Annotated in this window: 12 protein-coding genes; all 12 read right to left on the bottom strand. The window is 63.5% G+C overall.

What is annotated here, in order from left to right:
• Positions 1-9: 9 nt before the first annotated feature.
• A complete protein-coding gene (locus Q1M07_RS00175; RefSeq protein WP_300449161.1) occupies positions 10-846 on the bottom strand; it encodes a Stp1/IreP family PP2C-type Ser/Thr phosphatase in 837 nt (278 codons plus the stop codon).
• Between the two features lie 102 nt (positions 847-948).
• Entirely contained in the window at positions 949-1,908 is a 960-nt protein-coding gene (locus Q1M07_RS00170) for an ornithine cyclodeaminase family protein (RefSeq protein WP_300449160.1), read from the bottom strand.
• A gap of 177 nt (positions 1,909-2,085) precedes the next feature.
• Complete coding sequence (gene sucD, locus Q1M07_RS00165) at positions 2,086-2,979, bottom strand: succinate--CoA ligase subunit alpha (RefSeq protein ID WP_300449159.1); 894 nt, start codon at positions 2,977-2,979, stop codon at positions 2,086-2,088.
• 9 nt (positions 2,980-2,988) lie between these two features.
• Positions 2,989-4,149, bottom strand: coding sequence for an ADP-forming succinate--CoA ligase subunit beta (gene sucC, locus Q1M07_RS00160; RefSeq protein ID WP_300449158.1), 1,161 nt, complete (start codon positions 4,147-4,149; stop codon positions 2,989-2,991).
• Positions 4,150-4,205: 56 nt separating this feature from the next.
• Positions 4,206-4,757: a DUF2889 domain-containing protein gene (locus Q1M07_RS00155; RefSeq protein WP_300449157.1), complete on the bottom strand. Its 552-nt coding sequence runs from the start codon at positions 4,755-4,757 to the stop codon at positions 4,206-4,208.
• Between the two features lie 94 nt (positions 4,758-4,851).
• A complete protein-coding gene (locus Q1M07_RS00150) occupies positions 4,852-7,284 on the bottom strand; it encodes a tetratricopeptide repeat protein (RefSeq protein WP_300449156.1) in 2,433 nt (810 codons plus the stop codon).
• A 164-nt stretch (positions 7,285-7,448) separates the two neighbouring features.
• A complete protein-coding gene (locus Q1M07_RS00145) occupies positions 7,449-9,878 on the bottom strand; it encodes a response regulator (RefSeq protein ID WP_300449155.1) in 2,430 nt (809 codons plus the stop codon).
• Positions 9,879-10,199: 321 nt separating this feature from the next.
• Positions 10,200-13,025, bottom strand: a complete 2,826-nt coding sequence (locus Q1M07_RS00140; RefSeq protein ID WP_300449154.1) for an ATP-binding protein — start codon at positions 13,023-13,025, stop codon at positions 10,200-10,202.
• 59 nt (positions 13,026-13,084) lie between these two features.
• Positions 13,085-14,794 (bottom strand): ABC transporter substrate-binding protein, encoded by a 1,710-nt coding sequence (locus Q1M07_RS00135; RefSeq protein WP_300449153.1) that lies wholly within the window; start codon positions 14,792-14,794, stop codon positions 13,085-13,087.
• Positions 14,795-14,952: 158 nt separating this feature from the next.
• Positions 14,953-15,708, bottom strand: coding sequence for a class III cytochrome C family protein (locus Q1M07_RS00130; RefSeq protein WP_366983849.1), 756 nt, complete (start codon positions 15,706-15,708; stop codon positions 14,953-14,955).
• An 8-nt stretch (positions 15,709-15,716) separates the two neighbouring features.
• Positions 15,717-16,292 (bottom strand): hypothetical protein, encoded by a 576-nt coding sequence (locus Q1M07_RS00125; RefSeq protein ID WP_300449151.1) that lies wholly within the window; start codon positions 16,290-16,292, stop codon positions 15,717-15,719.
• Positions 16,293-16,295: 3 nt separating this feature from the next.
• Positions 16,296-17,549 (bottom strand): 2Fe-2S iron-sulfur cluster-binding protein, encoded by a 1,254-nt coding sequence (locus Q1M07_RS00120; RefSeq protein WP_300449150.1) that lies wholly within the window; start codon positions 17,547-17,549, stop codon positions 16,296-16,298.
• Positions 17,550-17,648 lie beyond the last annotated feature (99 nt).

Raw genomic sequence — 17,648 nt, 5'->3', positions numbered from 1 at the left:
CGTGTTTCCTCATCCTTGTCTGAACCATGACCAGAGCTTCGCCCAGCCCCCCCTGGCGGCAGGGAAGCGGCGCAAGACTTTGACTACAATGACCGAAATATTGTCGTCGCCGCCATGATCGTTGGCCATCTGAATCAGTTGCCCGGCGGCACTCTCGAGATTGGCGCCGAACATCTCCAATGCGTGCTGGATATCGGCGTCATCGACCATGTCGTGCAGGCCGTCGGAACAGAGCAGATACACATCGCCCGGCCGTACCTGGTGAACATGGATCTCCGCTTCGACTTCGGGGTCCACGCCGACGGCACGCGTCACCAGGTTCCGGTTGGCCGCGTAGCGCGCCTCCTGGATCGAAATCAGGCCGCTGTCGATCTGCTCCTGGAGCAGCGAGTGATCGCGCGTCATCGCCACGAACTCCTCGCCACGCAGCCGATACAGGCGCGAATCGCCAACGTGCGCGACGATCATCTGGTTGTCGCAAAAAACAGCGGCGACCAGCGTGGTACCCATGCCACCGAACTGCGACTGACTCGCCGAAGCGAGATAGATCGCCGAGTTCACCGCCGAGATTTGCTCGACCAAACAGCGCAGGGCGAACGGCTGCCCCGTTCGACCATCCTTCTGGTGACCGGCAGTCACCTCGAAAGCCGCCGTCAGACCGGAGGACAGAAGCTTCGTCGCCATGCTGCTGGCCACTTCGCCGGCGTTGTAGCCGCCCATCCCGTCGGCCAGGATCGCCAGCCCGTGGCTGGCGTCGGCCATCGCGGAATCTTCGTTCTGAACCCGCACCAGTCCGGGGTCGGAACGAACGACGATATCCAGCGCGCCCAAAAGACTGTTTGCCACGTCTTCTCCACATGACCGCCCGCCTGCCGCCCGATGCGCGCCCCCCGCAAGCGAGAAAGGCCGACCGGTCAAAAACTTCCGATGGAAGGTATTGTGCCCACACTAGCCACCGTACGGCAATTCGACACCCACTCCGCACTCGCGCGCCAGTTCCTCGAGGCGAACGGCGACCGCCAGATCCTGCACGGCCATGCCCTGCGACTCAAACAGCGTGATCTCCTCACGCGTCGAACGCCCGGCCTGGCGACCGCTGACCACGTCTCCCAGTTCGAGCAACTGACGCGCCTGCAAACGTCCTTTCTCGAGCCAGGGCAACAGATCGCCCGCTTCACGCAGCGCCGTTTCGATGCTGTCGACAACGATCGGCGAACAGCGTTTGAGAACGTCTTCGCCAAGTTCGCGGCGAATCAGGGAATTCGAACCGGCCGCATTGACGTGTGTGCCCGGAGACAGCCAGTCGGCGTCGAACAGCGGTGTCGCCGCCGTGGTCACGGTGCTGACGATATCGCTGCCACGCACGACCTCTTCGGCCGACGTTGCCGCAACGACCTCGATCCCGAGACGCTCGGAGAGCCGCGAACAAAATGCGGCCAATCGATCGTGACGACGCGCAAGAACCTTCACCCGCCGTAACGGACGCACCGCCGCGATCGCCTCGATATGCCCCGCCGCCTGCCAACCAGCGCCGAACACTCCCGCCACCTCGGCGTCGGTGCGGGCCAAGCAGCGGGTGGCGACGGCCGATGCGGCCGCGGTCCGCATCATCCCCAGCCGGTCGGCTTCGATGACCGCACGCAGGCGGCCGGATGAGGCGCTGTAGAGGTGAACCAGGAAACGCACGCCGGAGCGGTTGCTGGTGTAAGCCTTGTAGCCGATCGCATCGAGCCGCGGCAACGCTCCCTGTAGAATGTGCAGGGTCGTCTGCGGCAAGCGTGTGCGCTGCCGTGGCACGTCGCAAGCCTGCCCGGACGACAGATCGCGATGCGCCGACTCGACGGCTTCGATCACCAGCGGCATCGTCAGCAAGTGCTCGACATCTTTTTCGTTCAGAAACAGGGCCATATTTCCTCGACTCGAGAGCAAACGATCGCCACGGCTCGGCCTAGGCGGGCCGGGGGACAACTCAGCAGACCGTCTGGTCAACGATTTTACCGGCAAATCGGACCAGCCGAAGACAAACGCAAAAAAGGCAGACCGCGGTCTGCCCTTTCTGCTGCACCGGCAGGCAACTACGCTGGACTAGATCAGCGCCTTGATCAGCTTGCCCATCTCCGACGGATCGCGCGTCACCGTGAAACCGCATTCCTCCATGATGGCGAGTTTGGCGTCGGCGGTATCCGCACCACCGGAAATCAGCGCGCCGGCGTGCCCCATTCGCTTGCCGGCCGGAGCCGTGACGCCGGCAATGAAACCGACGACCGGCTTCTTCATGTTGGCCTTGCACCATACGGCGGCGTCCGCTTCATCGGGACCACCGATCTCGCCGATCATGATCACCGCATCGGTGTCCGGATCGTCGTTGAACAGGCGCATGATATCGATATGCTTCAGGCCGTTGATCGGGTCGCCGCCGGTACCCACCGCCGACGACTGGCCAAGACCGATTTCGGTGAGCTGGCCGACGGCTTCATAGGTCAGCGTACCGGAACGCGAGACGACCCCGATGCGCCCCTTGCGGTGGATGTGACCCGGCATGATGCCGATCTTGACTTCGTCCGGCGTGATCAGGCCCGGACAGTTGGGGCCGAGCAGCAAGGTCTTCTTGCCGCCTGCCGCTTCCTTGCGCAACATCTTGTTGCGCACGATCAGCATGTCGCGCACGGGAATGCCTTCGGTGATGCAAACGACCAGATCGAGGTCGGCTTCGACGGCTTCCCAGATCGCCGCGGCGGCGCCTGGTGGCGGTACGTAGATCACGGAAACCGTGGCGCCGGTTTCGGCGGCGGCATCCTTCACCGAGCCGAAGATCGGAATACCGAAAATGCTCTCGCCGGCTTTCTTGGGATTCACGCCAGCGACGAAGCAGTTCTTGCCGTTGGCGTACTCCTGGCACTTCTCGGTGTGGAACTGGCCGGTCTTGCCGGTGATCCCTTGCGTGATGATCTTGGTGTCTTTGTTGATCAGAATCGACATGGTGGCTCCTTAACTAACCGCAGCAACGATCTTGGTGGCGGCTTCGGCCATTGAATCCGCAGTGATGATCGGCAAGCCGGACTCGCTGAGGATCTTCTTGCCGATATCTTCGTTGGTTCCCTTCATGCGCACCACCAGCGGCACCGAGAGATGCGTCTCCCGGGCGGCCGCGACGACGCCGGTGGCGATCGTGTCGCAGCGCATGATGCCGCCGAAGATGTTGACCAGAATCCCCTTCACCTTGGGATTCCTGAGCATGATCTGGAAGGCCTCGGTGACCTTTTCGGTCGTTGCCCCGCCGCCGACGTCGAGGAAGTTGGCCGGCTCGGCACCGAACAGCTTGATGGTATCCATGGTCGCCATCGCCAAACCGGCACCGTTGACCAGACAACCAATGTTACCGTCGAGCGAGATGTACGAGAGATCGAACTTGGACGCTTCGAGTTCGTCGGGATCCTCTTCGTCGAGGTCGCGGTAGGCGACGATCTCGGGTTGTCGGTAGAGCGAATTGGAATCGAAGTTGAACTTGGCGTCGAGCGCCTTGATGTCGCCGTTGCCTTCGAGAATCAGCGGATTGATCTCGGCCAGCGAGGCGTCGGTTTCCATGTAGCACTGATACAGACCTTTGAAGGTCGCCACGGCCTTGGCGACGGATTCGGCCGGAACGCCGATGCCGGTCGCCAATTCGGTCGCCTGGGCGTCGGTCAGCCCGTCTGCCGGGTCGATGAAGACCTTGAGGATCTTTTCCGGCGTCTTGTGGGCCACTTCCTCGATATCCATGCCGCCCTCGGACGAAGCCATCATCGCCACTTTTTGCGACGCGCGGTCGGTCAGTGCGGCAACGTAGTACTCCTTGCGGATGTCGGCGCCCTCTTCGACCAGCAGTCGACGCACTTTCTGGCCGGCCGGGCCGGTCTGGTGGGTGACGAGCTGCATGCCCAGAATCTGGCTCGCATATTGACGAACCTCGTCAAGCGACTTGGCCACCTTGACGCCACCGCCTTTTCCACGGCCACCGGCATGGATCTGGGCCTTTACCACCCAGACCTTGCCGCCCAGGGTTTCGGCGGCTTTGACCGCATCATCGACGGTCGGACAGAACATCCCGCGCGGAACCACGACGCCGAACTTCTTCAGGAGTTCCTTGCCCTGATATTCGTGAATTTTCATGCGCTTTCCTTGCTTGAGTTAGGTTGCAAAACGTAACGAACCACAGGCAGAACGTCCTACCCGGGCTTCTGGCCACGGTACCAGCGTGGGTAATAGCGCTGGACTGCGTCCGAATGCGATTCCAGCGCGTGACAGCGGTCGAGCTGATAGGGCTTCTGACCGCTATCGTCGTTGTCGCGCACGTCACTGGCGAAAGTCTGCAGCGCCGCGGTCGGCAGGAAGGTCGCCAGCTCGCTGAGGTGCGAGCAGCCGCGCGTGCTACGGAAGAGGGTCTTGACCGCCGTCCGGAAGCCATGAAAAAGGTTGAGGCCGACCAACTGCAAGTAATCCGGGGTAATCCGATCGCAATAGCCGGTGTAGGGCATGGCATCGGTACAGGCAGCGGCCTCGAGGATGTTCATCTGGTGGTCGATGGTCACCCGCAGCCACATGTCATGCACCGCCTCGCCCGGCCGGCGCAAACCCGACGAGAGCGGATAGTCGTGATCCTTGACGTCGGTAAGTCGCGCCTCGATGTCCCAATAGCCGTCCTGGCGCTTGTACCCGTAGAGTTGCACGCGGCGGACATGCATGCGGGTGCGTTCGGCGGTGGGTGGGGGCAGCGGCATGGAGGATCCTGAGGGTTTGCGGGCCTGTCGAGGCTTCGCAGCTGGCAAGGAATTTTACATCAAAAACCCTCGGCGCTCTTGGCGAAATTCATAATTATGGACCTCGCTCGGTCGTTTCGAAGGCTGTCGCCAGGCATTGCTCGAACGATCTCACGACCTCGACATCGCCGTCGACCGATGGCGCAGCGGCCAGGACGAGCGAGCGCCGGGCCGCCCGGCGAGCCGGCTGGCGACACTCCGCGGCAAGGCGTGCGGCAATGGCGACGTACTCGTCAACCGAGGAAGCGATGGTGTCGGTCAAGCCCGCTTTGCGCAGCAGGCCGGCGGCCAGCCGCTGTCGCATCTGAGCGCCTTCGAGGGTGACGATCGGCAAGCCGCGATGAATGGCCTGCCAAGCCGTCGTGTAGCCGGAAAACGCCGGACAGTCGAGATAGACGTCGCACACGTCGAGCAGCGTGATGAACTTTCCCGGCGACAGCCAGGGAATCGCCAACAGACGCTGGCCCGGGTCGACGCCATGCCTGCGGAACGCCGATGCCAGCCGGGCGACGATCAGATCGGTCGCCCAAGGACACACCGGGTCCCTCAGCAGAACGAAAACGCTCTCTTCGGCGGCCGCTATCCGGGCGTAGATGTCGTCGTCCAACGGATCGAACTTGATGGCCCGTTGCGCAATCACGAAACGGGAGCCCTGCCGGCCGCGCAGGATCGCCTCGACGTCGGGAATCGCCTCGCCAAGGATCGGCGGCGACGACGTGCAGCAACCGGTACCGGGCAAGCGAACCAGTCGCTCCCGATAGTGGGCGTCAGCCCCCGGAGCTTCCAGCAGTTCCCCGGACAGAAACAGATCGATCGTTGCCAGACCGGTGCTGATCGGGTGTCCCCAGCCGGCCGCCTGCACAGGCGCCAGCCGATGGGCGGCGAGGAAGTACGAGATCGACGACATGCCGATCTCGGGGTAGAAAATCACGTCGGGACGGTCCTCTGCCGCCGCCGCCAGCCAGCCGGCGGCATCGACGATCGTATGGCGGTCGCGCCATCCCTCGACCTGGGCGCGGGCAAAAGCGGTTTCTTCGTCCTCGACGTTGCCGAGGTGATAGACGAAGACCTCGAAGCGCGTCCGATCGAGATGCTGCAGGAGGCCGCGCAACACGATGTTCCATACCGAATGCCAACGCACGTGATGCGAGACGATCAACAGGCGAATCCGCTGACGCGTCGGACGCGGCGCCAGGACGGGCGGAGGCAGCCATTGGCTCAGCAGATCGGCATAGCGCGCGAGCAGAGCGACATGGTTTCCTTCGCGATACGCCAGGAAGAACGGCTGCTGCGCCCCCGCCAGGTCGTCGAGCGAGGCCACCCGATCGCCGCCCGCGTCGAGCCAGGCGGCAAGATCGTCGAGGGCGCTGGCGAATTGTCGCGGCACGGCCAGCGCTTCTTCCGCCGTCTGCACGATGACCGGCAGAACCGCGGTTGCCACAGCCAGCCGCGCACTCACCCGTTCGGGCTGCACCCTGAGCGCCTGCCGGTAGCAGTTCTTGGCCTCTTCCGCACGCCCCAGTTCCTGGAGAACGCCACCGAGTCGCTCCAGGACAGCGGCGTTACCGGGATCCGTTTGCAGGGTCGCGCGATAGCAGGCCTCGGCTTCGGCGAAGCGGCTTTGCTCGACAAGCAGTCGTCCCAGATTGGCACTCGCGCTCGCCAGCCCCGGGCGCAATTCGAGGCAGCGGCGATAGCATTCTTCCGCCTCAATGGAACTGCCCATTTCCTGCAGCACGTTGCCCAGGCTCTCGAGCGCCGGCAGCCAGGCGGGATCGAACTGCAAGGCCGTGACAAAGCAGCCCCTGGCCTCGGCGAGGCGAGCGGACCTGAGCAGCACGTTGCCCAGACAGTAGTGCGCCACCACCGCCTGCGGCGCGTGCTCCAGGGCGCGACGGCACAGCCGCTCCGCTTCGTCCAGCCGACCGGTCTCGCCCAAGGTGAGGGCCAGTGAAACGAGTCCGTCGAGGAAATCGGGAGCACCAGCCAGAGTGCGGCGCAGATACGCTTCGGCCTCGTCGAACTTGCCAAGCATGCGTAGCGTATCGCCGAGATTGAACAGCGCCGCCGGATTTTCGGGCTGCAGGGCAAGCGCCCGGCGGAAACTGTCCGTCGCTTCCGTCAGCCCCCCGTGCGCAAGGAAAGCTCGACCGAGGCCGGTGTGGGCGTCGAAATCCTCGGGCGACAGCCGTGTCGCCTGCTGCCACGCGGCAAGACCGTCCTTACCCTGAGCCTGCCTGGCGGCGCCGAGCAGTCCCCAGAGGAAGCCCGCAGGCGGCGACTGTTCGAGGAGAAGCACGAGCGCGGACTCCAGCTCGGCGAAACGGCCCGCCTTGAACATGGCGACCAAGCGGCCGGCGTCGGCCGGTACCGGCGAGACGCCGAAGTCACGGCGCGGCAGCTTCCTGGTCAAATCGCCTGGCAGGCAGCAGTTCTTGTACTTCTTGCCACTGCCACACGGACAGGGGTCGTTGCGACCGGGTTTCATCGGCCTACGCTCGCCGCACGGCCATCCCGAGACAGCCGTCGGCGGCGGTTTTCACCATCAAACGCGGTCACTCTGCGCTGTCGACGCGACGGGATTCCGCCGAACGCTGGCGCGTCCTGGGCCTGCCGGTGCGCGATTCGCACGCCCGCCTTGCCACGCCTCTTTCATGCCGCCTCCCGAAACGCCGCCTCAATCGCCGTGTAGTCGTAACGATCGGCATGGTGGCGCAAGATTTTGGCCATCGCGGCGTCCGCTTCCGCGACGCGGCCAATCAAGGCCTCGATGCGCGCGATGTCGAGGACGACCAGAGCCTCCGTGAATTGCCGCCGCAGGTCTTCCGGCAGCGCCGCGAGGGCCGTGGGATCCAGCGTTAGCGGCGTTTGGCGCGCCGCGTCGCTCGCGTGACAAAGGTAACGCACGCCGAGCTGCCGGCTCAGACACTCGAAGATCTCTGTCGGACGATAGGGTTTGTGCAGGATGTCGTCCATGCCGGCGGCCAGAATCTCGCGCCGCTCTTCGGCAAACACGGATGCGGTAACCGCGACGATCTTGACCTCGCGACCGCCTGGCAAGGCGCGGATACGGCGGGTTGCCTCGAGGCCGTTCATTTTCGGCATCCGCAAGTCCATCCAGATGAGCTGCGGCCGCCAGTGCTGGAATGATTCGACGCCCCGAAGGCCGTTCTCCGCGCATTGCACCTGGAAGCCCACTTCCTCGAGCAAGCGGCTCAACAGCAAGGCACTTTCGGGCTGGTCCTCGACGATCAGAATCCGGTAGGCCGTCTGGTCGGGCGCCAGGCACATGACATCCCCCCCTTCATCCTGCTCGGCCGCGACCTCCGACTCGCTGGCCGGTTCGGCGGGGAGTTCGACCCGGAAACAACTCCCGCGTCCGGGCTGGCTGCTGACACCGATCCGACCGCCCATCAGTTCGACGAACTGACGAGTGATCGCCAAACCCAGACCGGTGCCCTGCTGGGCAGCCGGTTGTCCCACCTGCACGAACGGATCGAAAATCCGCGCTTGATCGCCCGACGCGATGCCGGGACCGCTGTCCTCCACTTCGATCGTCAGACGAGGTCCATTCGGGCCCGGCAGAGTGTCGAGCCGCAGGGTGACCGAACCCTGCGGAGTAAACTTAATCGCATTGCCCAGCAGGTTGACCAGCACCTGCCGCAGCCGGGTCTCATCGCCCCGCACATAGCGTATCGTCCGCGCGGAGCGCTCCAGCCGCAAATCGACGCCTTTCTCGACGGCGCGCTGATCCATCATGCCGACCACATCATTGACCAGCGTGTCGAGATCGAACGCCACCGACTCCAACTGAACACGGCCAGCCTCGATTTTGGCCATGTCGAGAATGTCGTTGATCAACCCGAGCAGGTGCGAGCCGCCGCGGTTGATGATGTCGAGATGCTCCCGGTCGCGGCCGGCCATGCGCGCGTCGCGCCGCATCAGCGAAGAAAAGCCGAGAATCACGTTGAGCGGCGTGCGCAGTTCATGGCTCATGTTGGCGAGAAACAGGCTTTTTGCCCGATTGGCCATCTCGGCGGCTTCCTTGGCCTGCGCCAGTTCCCCCGTCCGCTGTTCGACCAGTTCCTCCAGATGATCCCGGTAGGCGACCAGTTCCGCCTCCGCCCGCTTGCGTTCGGTAATATCCTCGACGATGCCTTCCAGAAAGCGGGGAGATCCGGTTTCGTCGTCGAGCGTCGCCAGGTAGAGGTTGGCGACGAACTCCGTGCCGTCGCGGCGGCGGTAGCTGTTGGTACGTTGCTTGACGCGGCCAGTGCGCCGCAGTTCGTCGACGATAAGCCGATGCTCCTCCGGGCGGACGAACAGATCGGCGCCGAAACCGTCGATTTCGCCTGCCATGGCATCGGTGGACGGGTAGCCGAAGAGGGTCGCCATGGCCGAATTGACCTCGAGAAAGCGACCCTCCGGCGTCGAGCGAAAGATGCCCACCGGCGCATTCCAGACGATGGAACGATACTTCTGCTCGCTTTCCCTGAGCGCCGCCTCGGCGCTCAGCCGCTCGGCAACTTCGACCTTGAGTTCGGAGTTGGCCCGCGTCAGGTCGGCGGTGCGCTCGGCGACCAGACCTTCGAGCCGTTGATTGAGTTCCACCAGTGCCGCCTCGGCACGTTCCCGTTCGACGATCTCGGCCTGCAAGGCACGGTTCTGGGCTTCGATACAAGCCTGCAGGCGATACAGCCGGAGCTGCGCATCGATGCGCGCCAGCACCTCCTCGGCCTTGTACGGCTTTGTGACGAAATCGACGCCGCCGACAGTAAAGGCCTGGACCTTGTTGATCGTTTCGTCGGCCGCGCTGAGAAAGATCACCGGCACGGCGGCGGTGCGTTCGTTGGCCTTCAGGCGCCGGCAGACCTCATAGCCGTCGATGCCGGGCATATTTACGTCAAGCAGAACCAGATCCGGCGGCTCGGCGTCGGCGACGGCCAGGGCGGCTTCGCCGCTGATCACCGGGTGAACGCGAAAACCCTGCTCGAGCAACAAACCGGCCAGCAAACGCAAGCTCCCGCGGTTGTCGTCGACGACCAGGATGCTGGCCGGAAGCTCGACCGGTGTTGAGTTCATCTCATCACCCTGGTCCGACCCGGCACCGGAAGCCGAGCACCGGTGGCGCGCGGCGCCGCGCGCACGCTTGCGCTGGGTACCGGAGTCGAGGTTTGCTTAGCACCTGTGGGCGAGTACCGCCAGATCACGTCCATTTCTTCCAGTCATGGCATTCCGTCTCCGTCCGGATCAGTTTGAGCCGCCGCCGCTTTTCATACCGGCTCGGCGGCCTGCCCGTCGCCGATGGCGCACGGGCGGCGATGCCAACGCTACCGGCGGAAGGATACGTGCCGTCATCAGGCGCCGTCAACACGGTCCACAAGTTCGAGCGTCGCGCCTTTCCTAGCCGCTGCTGTCCGTGGTCGAAGAGACCGAGGGCTGGCGAATCAGGGAAATGATTGCCGGGTATTCGAAATCTCTTGCCAGGCTGGCCAGAACTTCGGCAACGGCCGGTTCGTACCGTCTGATCTCGGCGATCAGTTCATCGACCCCTTTCATGTCGGCTCGCGCAGCCGCTCTTTCGAGGCGCCCGAGTAGCGACGGGTCGAGCCGGGCAAGGGCATCCGCCGATAGTTCGCAGGCTTGCCCGGCGGCGCCTTCGCCTTCGCTCGCCGAGTCGGCATAAACATAGTGGACGTTCAGGAAGCGCCCGATGGTGGCGAACAACTCTTCGCTGTGGACCGGTTTGCTCAGAAAACCATCGCATCCCGCGGCCAGGGCCGCCTCCCTGTCTTCCGCGTAAGCCCCCGCCGTCAGCGCGATGACGATCGTGTTTTTCCCCTGCTCCGACGCCTTGATCCGGCGCGTCGCTTCGAGGCCATCCAACACCGGCATGCGGACATCCATCCAGATCAAGTGCGGTTGCCATTGTTCCCACAGTTCCATCACCTCGCCACCGTGGCAGGCCTGCTTGGTCTCCATCCCCAGCGAACTGAGCTGACGCACCAACAAGCGACGGTTGTTGAGGTTGTCGTCGGCCACCACCATGCGCAACTGTTCCTGGCCGGGAGCCAGGCCGACGACCCGTCGTTCCGGCAAGTCCGCCGCGGCGGCCTCGGGGACATCCTCGACGGCCCTGAACTCGAAGCTGAACACACTGCCTTGCGCGACGACGCTGTGCACACGGATTTCTCCGCCCAGCATCCTGGCATTCTGCTGGCTGATCGCCAGGCCGAGACCGGTTCCCTCCTGCGAGGCGACGCCCGTCACGGTTTGCGAAAACGGCTGAAACAGCAGGCCGATTTCATTGGGAGCGATGCCCGGACCGGTATCTTCGACCCGAACGGTGAGAACCAGCGGCGGCGAACGATCATCCCGCGTGGCGGCGACCGTCAGCTTGACGCGTCCCTTGGTGGTGAACTTGATGGCGTTGCCAACCAGGTTGACGATGACCTGGCGCACCCTGACGCGATCGCTGCGGATACACTGCGGCACACCCTCCGACCAGGCGAACTCGAGGCTCAACGCTTTGTCGAGCGCCCGCAAGCGGAACAGATCTTCGACTTCGGCGAGCAACTGCCGGAGGTCGAAAGCGGTCTCGTTGAGCGTCACCTTGCCCGCCTCGATCTTCGACAATTCCAGGATGTCGTCGATCAGGGTCAAGAGAGACTTGCCGCTGTGATGGATGATGGCCAGGTTCTCCTGCTGCGCGAGGGTCAGCGGCTGCTCATGCAAGGCCGCCTCGCGCTGCATCAGTTCGGAAAACCCGAGAATGCTGTTCAGGGGAGTGCGCAATTCATGGCTCATGTTGGCCAGGAAAACGCTCTTCGCGCGGTTGGCTCCTTCCGCCTGCTCCTTGGCGGCTCCCAGTTCGTTGACCAGTCGCCGCAAGTCCACGATCATCTGCGCGAACGCGACGCCCAGCGTATCGCGCGGAGATTGCGCTTGAATGGTGACTTCGCTCGAGAGATTGCCGGCGGCGAGCTTGTTGGCCACATCCGCCATGTTTTGCAGGTAGACGATCATTTCCCGGAAAGCGTCGGCCAACACGCCGACCTCGTCCTTGGACCTGACACTGATCCGCTGATCGACCTCGCCTTTGGCGATTCCGGTCGCCACCCGGCTCAATTCCGCCACCGGCCGGGCGACGCTTCTCGCCGCCCGGAAACCGATCACGGTCGTGATGGCAATCACCGCCAGAATGACCATGAGAAACAGATTGCCCAGACGTCTGGCGTTTTCCAACGCCTCGGATTCGGCCATTTCGGAAATCAGAACCCAGTTGATCCCCAGGATGTGCAGCGGCTGATAGGCGCTGAGAACCTCGTGCTCCCAGTAGCCTGCGATGCGCTCGACGCCGGCTTCACCCCGCAACGCCAGATTGACGGTGGGCGTGTCCACCGTCTTCACCAAGCTGGTCGGCTCGCTGCTGAAGAGCGAATCCGAGCGCATACGCTTGTCCGGACCCACGAGGTAGGTCTCGCCAGTGGTACCCAGACCGGTGGCATCCTGCATCAGCTCGTTGACCGTCGCCAGCGGTAAACGGACGATCAGGGCACCGACCGGCTGGCCATTGCTGAAAATCCGGGCACCGATGAAATTGACCGTCGTGTTGCCGGCCGGCGGATACCTGGAGTAGTCGGTCATTCTGATCTCGGCCGGGTTGGCGGCGCCCTGCAACTCGCGGAAGAGCTGCGCCGCCGCCGAGTCGCCATAGGCGCCACGCAGCAGGTTGCTGGCAAAATCGTCCTGCTTGGCGTAGCTGTAAATGACGTCGCCGTCTTCATTGACGAGCAGGATATCGTCGTAGCCCTTGGCGCGCGCGGTCTCGGCAAAAAATGCATGGCGCTCCAGATGCAGGAAATCGTAATGCGTGTAGTTCTGCGAAATGACCAGCTCGCGGTGACCCAGGTAGCCCAGTTCCCGTATTCGACTCAGGCCCTGGCTCTTGACCGCGGTCTGCAAGGTCTGGGTAGCGTAGACCACCAGGGATTGGGCCGACAGCAGCTGAATGTCGCTCGCGATGTTGCGAAAACGACTTTCGGTAAGCTGGGCCTTCATCTTGCGGATCGCTTCCAGCCGACTGAAAGCGTCTTTGCGCAGGAAGTTGTGCGCCTGGTAGAAGGAGAGCGATCCGGCGGCGATCAAAGGCAGCAGGGACATGGTCAGCAGCAAGAGCGTGAGCTTCGAACGCAACTGTCGCGTACGAAAACCGAAGCCGGATTTCATGCTGTGGATGGCAGGCCGGAGTCTATCGATGGCTCCCAATGCCGTTCCCTGACCGAATCTCACTTCGCCGCTTGACTGTTCCCCTCGGGCTCGGGCTTCTGCTTGATGCCGATCCGTGCGGCGTAATGAAAATATCCGGTCACGGGACTCATTTCGCCGCGCACGATCGGCCAGTCGACGTAGTCCGCGCGATAAGGCATCGGATGGACGAGATCATAGATGAAGAACGACGGCGTGCGCTCCGCGATCTCCCGCTGCAGGGCGACGTATTTCTTGAAGCGCTTTGCGGTGTCGGTCGTCGTCAGCGCGTCCTCGATTTCCTTGTCGAGTTTGGGGTCGAGCAACCACTCGTTCTGCATCCAGCTTCCGGTCGTCTTGGAATGGTACCTTTGGTAGAGCATCTGTCCGGCTTCCGGGATGTCGGCGCCGACATAGACGATCAGAATGTGCGGACTGGTGTTCATGTTGGCCGTCGCCTTGATGGCCTCTTTCCAGCTGACCTTGACCGGTCGCACGGTGATCCCGAGTTCGGCCATGTTGGCCTTGAAGACCATGGCGAACCTCTCCTCGAAAGCGGCTTCGGCGACCCAATAGATATCGATCGGATGGCTGTCCAGGTCCTTGGCGTACTTGCTTTTGGCCAGGGCTTCCCGGGCCTTCGCCATGTCCCGTCGATAGGTGAACACGTCCGGGTCGTGTCCGGCCAGATTGCTGGGGACCGGACCGTGCGCCTGCTTGATGCCGGGCCAGGTCAATGCCAGCAACGCGTCGTAATCGATGGCGTAAGCCATCGCCTTGCGGAGGAAAATGTCGTCGGTCGGCGCAAGGCGGTTGTGAACCGCAAAATACAAGGACTTCAGGGTCGGCATCAGGCCGATCTGAATTCCCTTCGTCTTGGATTGGGCCTCGAGGTATTCCCGGTTTTCGAGGTGATGGCCAAACTCGGTCTGCCCGTTGACCAGCATCCGGCCGGCGATCTCGGGCGGCGTCGGAACCGCCATCATGCGGAACAGGCTGGGAGCGTCAGGAACGAATTTCCCCCACCAGCCGGCGTTCTTCTCGAGCAGAATGTATTCGTCGGCCGCCATCTCCTGCACCCGATAGGGACCGGAGCCCGCCGAGTGGGTCTTCAGCCAGTTCAGGCCGTAGTCCCCTTGCGCCCCGAAGTCGCCGACCGACGCGGCGTGTTGTTTCACCAACTTCTCGTCGAGGATGTAGAGCCGGATCAGGCTGGGCAGGAACAGGGCGGAGGGTTTCTCCAGCAGGAACTCGACGGTCGATTCGTCGACCGCCCGGGCGCTGACCACATTGGCATACAGCGGCGAAAAACCCTTCTTGATCGCCTTGATGCGGTTCAGGCTGTAGACCACATCGCCGGCGCCCAGCGGATTGCCGGAATGGAAGCGAACGTCCTTGCGCAGCTTGAAGGTCCACCTCAAGCCGTTGGGAGAGGTCGTCCACGATTCGGCCAACCAGGGATCGACGCCGCCGGCAGCATTTGGAAAGACCAGGGAATCGTAGATGTTCACCAGGGCCACCGAACTGGACAGAGAGTTCCCGACCGCCGGGTCTATCCATGCCGGCCAATCGTAAAACGCCCGCATGATGCTGGCCGACTGCCGAGCCGGGGCCTTCACCTCCGATGTCGCTGCTTCGGCCCGGACGGCCTTTTCAGGTTCCTTCACCCGGACTCGTTCGGGCGGCTGGGATTCGCCGCAGCCAAACAGCAAGGCCGCCAGAAGGGCGGCCGCCAGCAGACGCTTGCGCATTCGAAGGTCCCTTTCAGGCGAAAGGAAAAAACAATCACCTTCTTCTTATATACAAAAACCGCTTCCCACGCAAGGTCGAATGCGGACGGGTCGAATGCGGACGGGATGGCCATCGGAAGCCCCCGGGCAGGCACCCGAGGCCACCTCGCCGCGGCGCTTCAATCGTCGTCCGCTTGGCGACCGTGCTTTCCCTTACGCTGGTCGCGCCGCTTGTCTCCCCGTTCGCCGTCACCTCCCTTGATCTGGTGCTTGTCGGCGCTACGGTGGCACTCGACACACTGCTCGAAGTTACGGATGCCTTCCTCGATGTGCTCGCGACGGATCTTCGCCGGTGTGTGTTCGTGGCAACCGTAGCAGGTATAACGGCGGTAATCGTTGTTCGTATGGCAGGTCACGCAGCGCGTGTTGTGGTCGCGGTCGAGGACGAAGTACTTGCCGTGATCGAAGCTTGCCGGCACCCATTTGTCCTGGCTGTGGCATTGCTGGCAGTTACCGCTGATCTGCTGGTGTAGCGCATCGCCGGGCGCTTTGTGGCAAGCCTGGCACTGGCCGAGCGTCTCTTTCTTGAGCAAAGCATGGTCGAAGCGCCCGGAAGATCGGAAGCGCTTCACTCCGGCATGGTCGCTGTGACAGGCGACGCAGTCCTCGCTGACGAGTTGCTGGTGGAAGGGAGTGGTGGTCAGCGGTTTGGCGAGCGGCCGCCCGAGGGTCGTCAGACGACCGATATCGGCCGGCTTGTGGCATCCGATGCAGCGCTCGGAGTCGGCACCCCTGAGCGCGGCGTGGCAGGCAAAGCAGTCGGCGTCCAGTTGCCGGTGGCCGGGGATCAGCTTGCCGGGTGCCAGCATCAGGTGCGGATAGACGAAGGCCAGAATCGCGAGAACGATCAGATTGCCGGCCAGCACGATCTTCACGAAGCGGCTCATAGCCAGCCCCAAAAGAGAAAGATGCTCACGATGTGGCCGATCGAAAGGACCGCGAAAACGACGAAGATTGGAATATGCACCTTGCGCCACTGGCTCATCGCATCGAGCGTCACGGCGTCCCAGAAAACCGCCTGCTCGGCTTCCGGCCGCGAAAGACCGCGTAGCTGAAAGCGCTCGCGCCGCCCCTGCACATGTTGGCGCGCGCGCTCCAGCAACAATTTGCCGACCATGCCGCTGATGACGTTGACGCCCATGGCCACCGTCGCCAGCCAGGGCAGGATGGCGTCGAAATGGATGCCGGCGTGCAGCAGCACCATCAGCGAGCCGAGCCAGGCGCTGACCTCATGCAGATTGAGCAGCGATTTCGGGTTGCCCGCCCGAATGTACTTGCGCTTGCGCAAGGAGTAGACCAGCGAACCGATGATCAGGATCGTTCCCGGAATTCCCAGATAGCGGCCGACCCAGACCAGATTCAGGCGATGCAGCAGGTAATCGCCGGTCAGCGTCGCCGCGGCCAGCAGGCCGAGCAGAAAGGTGAAGGGCAGGACATGCTGGCGCCAGAGCGAACTCATCGTTCACACCTCCAGGGTAACGCTGGTCTTGGGCTCGCACACGCAGAGCAGGCAACTGCCCGGGTCGGGATCGTAATCGGGCGTCTGACGGTAGACCACCTCGCCCGCGCGGATCGTCGTCTGACAGGTGCCGCAGCCGCCGGCCCGGCAACCGGAATCGACCGCGACGCCGTTCGTCTCGGCGAACTCGAGCAGGCTGCCGGCGCCGGGTCGCCACGCAAACTGCCGCCCCGAGCGGGCAAAAGTGACGACGATGTCGGCCGCTTCGACCGCGCGGCGTGGCGCCGGGACGGCGCCAAGGCCTGCCGCGGCTGGCCGCGGCTTGACCGACGCCGGACCGAAAGCCTCGAAATGGATGCGCGAATCGGGCACACCCCATTCCTCGAGTGCCGGCACCAGGCTCTCCATCAGCGACGCCGGACCACAAATGTAGAAGTGATAGGGTTTGAGCGGCAAGGTCAGGCGCAGCAGGCTGAGGTCGATGCGACCTCGGTGCGAAGACTCGTGCGGCAACTGATCCGCCGGCTCCGGATCGCTGTAGCAGAGGTGCAGATGAAAGTTCGGGTGGGCGGCCGCGAGTTCCTTCAAGGCGGCCCCCATCACCAGTTCGCAGCCGTGGCGCAAGCCGTAGAAGAGCCAGATCTCGCGCCCCGGCTGTTCCGCCAGGCACCAGTTGAGCATGCTCAACAGCGGCGTGATGCCGATCCCGCCGCCGATCAGGACCACCGGCGAGTCGCTGCGATCCAGATAAAAGTGCCCGGCCGGTGCGCGCACCTGCAGCCGGCTGCCGACCCGCACCTGATCGTGGAAGAAATTCGACGAACGTCCGAGCGGCAGCCGCTTGATCGACACCCGGTAGGCCTCCGGCCGTGGCGCATCGGAAAGCGAGTAGCAGCGCACGACCTGTTCGCTGTCGCCGCTCACCTTCGGCAGTTCGAGGCGAAAGGTCAGAAACTGTCCGGGCAGAAAAGGCGGCAGCGCCTCCCCATCCTCGGGCACGAGGTAGAACGAGCAGACCGACTGCGCGGCATCCTCGACGACCTTGCGGTCCACCCTGAACGTCCGGTAGCCCGTCCAGGCGGCGGCTCCGACGTCGTTCGGTTCCGGCGGCGCGGCTGGGCCCGCCAGGTCGGCGGCGAGCGAACCGCGCAAGGACTGGTAGTTCCGCCAATGGTGCCAGAAGCCGATCGCCAGAAAAATCGCCACTTGCAGCACGATCGCCGAGACGATCCAGAGGAGCAGGGAGAGCGAAGTCATCTCAGCGGCCTGCGAAAGCCGAAATCACCCTGCCGATGCCGGTCGCCGGGCGCGCCGCCTGGGATTCCCGAAACAACTTGCTTGCCCCTCCTGATCGAG

This window comes from Accumulibacter sp., from assembly GCF_029255285.1.
Classification (GTDB): Bacteria; Pseudomonadota; Gammaproteobacteria; order Burkholderiales; family Rhodocyclaceae; genus Accumulibacter.
The sequence above is the reverse complement of the archived record's forward strand: the minus strand, read 5'-3'. Positions and strand labels throughout refer to the sequence as shown.

Coding starts and splice junctions, on each gene's coding strand:
- Q1M07_RS00120 (WP_300449150.1), bottom strand. CDS start 17,549: ATGACTTCGCTCTCCCTGCTCCTCTGGATCGTCTCGGCGATCGTGCTG.
- sucC (WP_300449158.1), bottom strand. CDS start 4,149: ATGAAAATTCACGAATATCAGGGCAAGGAACTCCTGAAGAAGTTCGGC.
- Q1M07_RS00140 (WP_300449154.1), bottom strand. CDS start 13,025: ATGAAATCCGGCTTCGGTTTTCGTACGCGACAGTTGCGTTCGAAGCTC.
- Q1M07_RS00145 (WP_300449155.1), bottom strand. CDS start 9,878: ATGAACTCAACACCGGTCGAGCTTCCGGCCAGCATCCTGGTCGTCGAC.
- Q1M07_RS00170 (WP_300449160.1), bottom strand. CDS start 1,908: ATGGCCCTGTTTCTGAACGAAAAAGATGTCGAGCACTTGCTGACGATG.
- Q1M07_RS00125 (WP_300449151.1), bottom strand. CDS start 16,292: ATGAGTTCGCTCTGGCGCCAGCATGTCCTGCCCTTCACCTTTCTGCTC.
- Q1M07_RS00150 (WP_300449156.1), bottom strand. CDS start 7,284: ATGAAACCCGGTCGCAACGACCCCTGTCCGTGTGGCAGTGGCAAGAAG.
- Q1M07_RS00135 (WP_300449153.1), bottom strand. CDS start 14,794: ATGCGCAAGCGTCTGCTGGCGGCCGCCCTTCTGGCGGCCTTGCTGTTT.
- sucD (WP_300449159.1), bottom strand. CDS start 2,979: ATGTCGATTCTGATCAACAAAGACACCAAGATCATCACGCAAGGGATC.
- Q1M07_RS00155 (WP_300449157.1), bottom strand. CDS start 4,757: ATGCCGCTGCCCCCACCCACCGCCGAACGCACCCGCATGCATGTCCGC.